General features: G+C 68.6%; 4 protein-coding genes. 1 reads left to right on the top strand and 3 read right to left on the bottom strand.

Annotated features, from left to right (window positions below):
- Positions 1-49: 49 nt before the first annotated feature.
- The 3 genes from ABD366_RS27805 to ABD366_RS27795 form a co-directional block, all read right to left on the bottom strand.
- On the bottom strand, positions 50-1174 hold the full coding sequence (locus ABD366_RS27805) for a hypothetical protein (RefSeq protein ID WP_324772040.1): 1125 nt from the start codon (positions 1172-1174) through the stop codon (positions 50-52).
- A gap of 179 nt (positions 1175-1353) precedes the next feature.
- The gene (locus ABD366_RS27800; protein ID WP_324772039.1) at positions 1354-2349 is read right to left on the bottom strand and encodes a helix-turn-helix transcriptional regulator; all 996 of its coding nucleotides are present in this window, start codon (positions 2347-2349) and stop codon (positions 1354-1356) included.
- Between the two features lie 514 nt (positions 2350-2863).
- Positions 2864-3028 (bottom strand): hypothetical protein, encoded by a 165-nt coding sequence (locus tag ABD366_RS27795; RefSeq protein WP_324772037.1) that lies wholly within the window; start codon positions 3026-3028, stop codon positions 2864-2866.
- A gap of 520 nt (positions 3029-3548) precedes the next feature.
- Here ABD366_RS27795 and ABD366_RS27790 point away from each other — a divergent pair.
- The gene (locus ABD366_RS27790; protein ID WP_324772036.1) at positions 3549-6041 is read left to right on the top strand and encodes an ATP-dependent Clp protease ATP-binding subunit; all 2493 of its coding nucleotides are present in this window, start codon (positions 3549-3551) and stop codon (positions 6039-6041) included.
- Positions 6042-6086: the final 45 nt, after the last annotated feature.

Below are 6086 nucleotides of genomic sequence, written 5' to 3'. Positions count from 1 at the left end.
ACATGCTGGCACCGCCGCAGCTTCCGCACCCACAGAACTAACGAAAAACTCAGTAGTCGCCGTGGTCACTTTCCAGCATACGACGGCGTTCCTGTTCACGCTTGGAGTAGGCGGCCGCACGGATCGCCTCATCGCTCTCCAGGCCCGACCCCAACGCCCCGCCCACGGTGGCGACAGAAGCAACGAACCAGGCCAGCGTCACGTAATCCGACACGTCCAACGGGGATCGTGTGAGAGACACGAATACGCGGTCGTTGAGGATGAACAGCGCCCACACGAAATTGATGCCCATCAAGCCGACGTAGCAGACAAGTACTCCGATTGCGACGGTCACGATCGTCGAGGTGTTGTAGAGCCTCGCCCTCTGTCTCGCCTCCGGTGAACTCTTCGACGGGCGATGCCATAGCTGCGCGTCCACGATCAGCCATCCGATCATGATCACGAGAGATCCGATCGTGGCAATCACAAGACGGGGTGTGCTCAGGGCTTCGGCCAGACTCCAGACGGTCGAGTTCACGGTGGCGATGGCCCCGGTGGCTAGCGCGGCCGCCAGCCCTTTCGACAGACCCGGCACCAGCCGCCAGGGCCGGTTGGCGCGGACCATCCCCGCAAGCACCCGTAGGCGGCCCCGTCTGCCGCTGACGACGTATCGAAGATCAGCCGCGTACTCGCCACCGACCGGGTCCGGGTGGACAGGCATGAGGTGTCCGGCGAACGGTGCCCTCAGCGGTTGGCGTGGCGGGCTCCCCTCGCCTTTGTCGACCCGCGGGTTCACGAGGCCGAGCACGGCTTCTTCCACGACCCGCCGGGCTCTTTTCTGCAACCGCAAGCCGCCCAGCGAGGGCAGGGACAACAGTGCCAGCCCGTGCCCCTGCTGCACATCCACCACCAGGGTGTGCCCGTCGGCACGTAGTGGAAGGTCGGTGAGAGCCACGACGACGTCCCAGTTCTCCGAGCCTGCGCGGTCTCTGATGCGGCGCATCAATGTGGGCGGGTCCTCGCTGCCCGAGGTGAAGGGCTCACTCACCACCTCGATGTCGAACCGTCGCCCCGGGCCGGATCTGCCGGCGAGCCGAGCCGGGAGAACGCGGGCCATGCGCTGCGCGACCTCCGTCGGCGCGTCCGGATCCGCCAGAAGAGCGACGACCGTAACCCTCGAAGACGACACCATCATGACCCGACCCCTGACGGCTGCTGGAGCACATGTGCCGACAGGATGCCCCACCGGTGGCCGCGATCCGCGGTGACACGCTTTTCCACAGACCTGGTGCTGCTTTCGCCACGGTTGCGATGGTGCTCGAACCGGTTCTTCCGCGCTGCTGCCCAGGTCGGTCGGATGGGGGTTCGCCGCTCCTAGGGGCGCGTCTCGGCCAGGGTTGTCGAGGGTGTCACGCCGTAGCGCTGTCGGTAGGCGCCGGCGAACCTGCCGAGGTGGGTGAAGCCCCAGCGGTAGGCGACGTCGGTGACGGTCGCCTGCCCTGTCTCCTTCGCGCGCAACTCCTCATGGGCGCGGGCCAGTCGTGTGCGGCGTAGGTAGTCCATGGGAGACATGCCCACGTGCTGGCGGAATCCCTGCTGCAGCCGTCGAATGCCCACCCCGGAGATTTCCGCGAGGGCTGTCACGGTGAACGGATGCTCCGGGTGTGCCTCCATGGCGTCGATGGCGCGTTTGATCGGGGCGGGACGGCTGGGAGCAACGGGCCGCGTCAGTTCTTCGCGGTACGGATGATGCGCTGCCAGCAGCAGGCCGTTCAGCAGCGCTTCGTGCAGTGGGTCTGCCATCAGTTCCTGCCCGATGAGCCCTCGGGGTGTCAGAGCGTCCTCCGCCGCCCACCGGGCCAGTCGGGCCCAACTGCGCCCAGGGCCATGGGAGACATCCATGGAAGGGTGCAGCCGGAGAGGCAACCGGATCGGGGCGTCGAGCAGGCGCTCGAGCTGGAGTTCCAGCGCGGGCCGTTCGATCTTCACCGCGAGAAGCCGGCAGTCGCCGCTCCATCGGTCCAGCATCGTGGTGCGGCCCGGCTGGAAGACGGCGGCTTCGTCCACGGTCGCGAGGAGCGGATCGTGGCGTCCTTGGTGCCACGCCATGGACCCGGACAGTGGTATGTCGACGTGGTAGGCACCAAGCTCGCCGAACCGCATACGCAGATCCGCGCCGAACTGCAGGGTGCCAAGCGTCACACCGCGAAGGCGGCTGACCGCGAAGTGCCCACGGAGGACGGCCGATGGCTGGAGCAGGTCGACGACGTTGCTGTAGAAGTTCTGCTCGATGATCTGCCGTGCCTCGTCCAGGTCGCCGGTGCGGAGTCGGACCGGCCGGGTGGCTTCGGCGCGGAGAGCCGAAACCACCTCGGCATCGGGGCGCGCCTCCGTCTCGCCCGTCTCTGGCCTGCCGGTTGGTATGTGGTGCTTGTCTGTCTCAACATTCAGGCGCAATGCCGTGGCTCCGTCTGTGACATGGGTGGGGCTGGTACAGGAGCGATCCAGACGGAGGACTCGGCCCTCCACCGGCAGCCGGCTCACGGGCCGGCGCCGAGTCGGCAAGCCGAGGCCGGAGCGGCGGAATCACCCGTTCCTGCGGCACATCGGCCAGAGAATAGTTCGGCATTCATACGAGTCTGCCGTCCCGGCTTCTGAGCACGCGCCGAACCCATACCGAAGGGATCAATCGGCTGCGCTTAAAGGATCATGGCGTGTGTTGACCGGATCATGTCCGCGGGGAGCACTGCCTAACGTTGCACCCGGGTGATCATCGACCCTTCCGCGGTACCGGCCAAGGGGGCACCGCTCGGTGCACCCGCGGCCGTCGCGTCCTGGGTGCCCGGACCCCGCACCCAGGACGTCGGACTGCGCAGGGTCGACGTCATCGGCGGACAGCACCCGCGCCCGCGCCGGCCGGTGCCCGCCGTTCCAGCTCGCCCCAATGGCCGCCGTCTCCGATGACCCGGCCCATGCCGACCGGCTCGTCGCCGCGCAGCACCATCACGCCGTACCAGGTGTTGGGCGGGCCAGCCTCAGCGGCCCCCACAGTCTTCGCGCTCAGTCCCGAGATCGTCCGCAGCCGAAGACAGGTCGTCGCGGATGACCTGCCGGCACGCAGCGAGTGAGGGTCAATGTTCGGTGTCACCTGCTACGGGTCAGGGACGAAGAACCTCATGGGCAGGCCGCAGGCACTCCCCCGTCCCTCGAACGACGAAAAGCAACGACCTTCGCGCACCCCGCCCGCAGGTCGTCCCCCCGACGGCGTCGCCGCATTCGTCGGCAGCCGATGTCAGATTGCCGAAGGCAGCGAACCGGACTCCCCGGACGCGAGCACTCCGCCGCGCACGCTCCGCCGAAGATCGAGCCACCCGCGTGGTCGAACGGCACGGCGGCTGACGTGCGGAGACACTGATCGGCTTCCAGGGTGGGGAGAGGCCCGCGCACCGGCACCCCCTGGCACCGCCGAACGGCATGAGTCCTTGTCCGCGAGCCACCGCCTACTCGACAACGAACGCGGCATCCGGCTCGTCAGGTACGCCGGGTGCCGTCAGGATCGGACGACCGCTGTGACGACTTCGCCCTTCGGGGCTGGTGACCCCTTCTCGGACCTGTTCAACCGCTTCTTCGGCACGAGCCCGGCGGCCTCCCCGCCGGCGGTCCAGCGAGTGCCCATCGGGCGCCTGCTCAGCGACGCTTCGCAGGAGCTGTTGGCGACGGCCGGCGGACGTGCCGCCGAGGACGGCGCCGACCTCGACACCGCGCACCTCCTGTGGGCCGCCACCCAGATCGATCCCGGTCGCCAACTTCTCGCGCAAGCAGGCGCCGACCCCGACGCGCTGGCGTCTCAGGTGGAGCAGTCGCTGCCACCCGGTGGCACGGTGGAGGAACCGCGGCTGACCCCGGCGGCGAAACGGGCCCTTCTCAGGGCCCACGCCAAGTCTCAGGAAGCGGGTGCGTCGTACATCGGGCCCGAGCACATTCTCTCCGCGGTCGTGGAGGACCCCTCGTCCGGCGCGGCCGGCGTCCTGGACTCGGACGGTGGTCATGGAACCCGCCGCGGACGCGGGGGGCATGGCGGGGACGGCGGTTCAGCGGCGGGCGGGCCCACTGCCACGCCCACACTGGACGAGTACGGCCGCGACCTCACGGACGAGGCACGCGCAGGGCGGCTGGACCCGGTGGTCGGGCGGGCGCAGGAGATCGAGCAGACGGTGGAGATCCTTTCCCGGCGTTCGAAGAACAATCCGGTGCTGCTGGGCGATCCGGGAGTCGGCAAGACCGCCATCGTGGAAGGCCTCGCACAGCGTGTCGTCTCCGGCGACGTGCCCAGAACCCTGCGGGACCGGCGGGTGGTGGCCCTGGACCTGTCAGGTCTGGTGGCCGGTTCGAAGTACCGCGGAGAGTTCGAGGAGCGCCTGAAGAAGGTCATCGACGAGGTCACCGACGCGCAGGAGAGCATCATCCTGTTCATCGACGAGCTCCACACGGTCGTCGGCGCCGGTGGCGGCGGTGAAGGCGCCATGGACGCGGGCAACATCCTCAAGCCCGCTCTGGCGCGCGGCGATCTCAGCCTGGTCGGCGCCACAACCTTGGACGAATACCGCAAGAACATCGAGAAGGATGCCGCACTCGCACGCCGTTTCCAGCCGGTGATCGTGCCGGAGCCCACGGTCGAGGAGACCGTGGAGATCCTCCGGGGCCTGCGCGACTCCTACGAGGCACATCACGGCGTCCGCTTCACCGACGCGGCGCTGGACAGCGCGGCGACCCTCTCCGACCGCTATATCACCGATCGCTTCCTGCCCGACAAGGCCATCGACCTGGTGGACCAGGCCGGGGCCCGAGTCGCGCTGCGCGGCGGCGGCGACAGCCCCGAGGCGGACGAGATCCACCAGGAGCTGACCCGGCTGAACCGGGAGAAGGACGAGGCTGTCCACAACGAGGACTACGAACGAGCCGCCGGGCTCAAGAGCCAGATCAGCGAGAGCGAGCGCAGGCTCTCGGGTCTGGACGGCGAACGGGAACCCGCCGCCGAGGTCACCGAGGAAGACATCGCCGACGTCGTCTCCCGGCGCACCGGCATCCCCGTCGCCCAACTCACCGCGACCGAGCGCGAACGCCTGATCCATCTTGAGGAGACCCTGCACGAGCGAGTGATCGGCCAGGACGAGGCGGTCACCGCGGTAGCACAGGCCGTGCGGCGCGGCCGGGCGGGGATGGGCGACCCCGACCGGCCCACCGGCAGCTTCCTCTTCCTCGGCCCCACAGGCGTCGGCAAGACCGAACTCGCCAAAGCCATCGCCGAGATCCTCTTCGGCCAGGAAGACCGGCTGATCCGCTTCGACATGAGCGAGTTCCAGGAACGCCACACCGTCTCCCGCCTCGTCGGCTCGCCCCCCGGGTACGTGGGCTACGACGAAGCCGGACAGCTCACCGAGGCCGTCCGCCGCAAGCCGTACAGCGTGGTGCTGTTCGACGAGGTGGAGAAAGCGCACCCGGACGTCTTCAACCTGCTGCTCCAAGTACTCGACGACGGGCGGTTGACCGACGCGCAGGGCCGTACGGTCGACTTCCGCCAGACGGTCGTCATCATGACCAGCAACCTCGCCTCACAACTCATCCTGAGCCATCAAGGCGCCGTGGACGAGATCCGCGACGATCTGATGGCCGAACTGCGCAGCCACTTCCGCCCCGAGTTCCTCAACCGCATCGACGAGGTGGTCGTCTTCCACGCGCTCACCCGCGCCGACCTTGTGCACATCGTCGACCTGCTCCTCGAGCGCAGCCGCCGCAGGCTGCACGCCCAGCAGGTCAACCTCCAGGTGACCGACGCAGCCAAGGAATGGCTCGCACAGCAGGGGTACCAACCGGAGTTCGGGGCCAGGCCGTTGCGCCGCACCATCCAGACCGAGCTCGACAACCGGCTGTCCACCATGCTCCTCGACGGCCAGGTGGGCCCCGGGGACACCGTCACCTGCGATGTGCGGGGCGACCGGATGGAGTGCACGGTCTCCCCCGGCAACCGTGCGGAGACCGGCGAGCCTGCCACGACAGCCTGACAAACGGCCGTCGGCCGCACGGTGCCGCGGTGCCGTCCCGCTCGA

The organism is Streptomyces kunmingensis, assembly GCF_039533535.1.
GTDB lineage: Bacteria > Actinomycetota > Actinomycetes > Streptomycetales > Streptomycetaceae > Streptomyces > Streptomyces kunmingensis.
Note: the sequence above shows the minus strand (reverse complement) of the source record. Positions and strands in the feature narration are given on the sequence as shown.

Excerpts from the sequence above, each read along its gene's own strand:
- ABD366_RS27805 (WP_324772040.1), bottom strand. The coding sequence starts at position 1,174 with ATGATGGTGTCGTCTTCGAGGGTTACGGTCGTCGCTCTTCTGGCGGAT.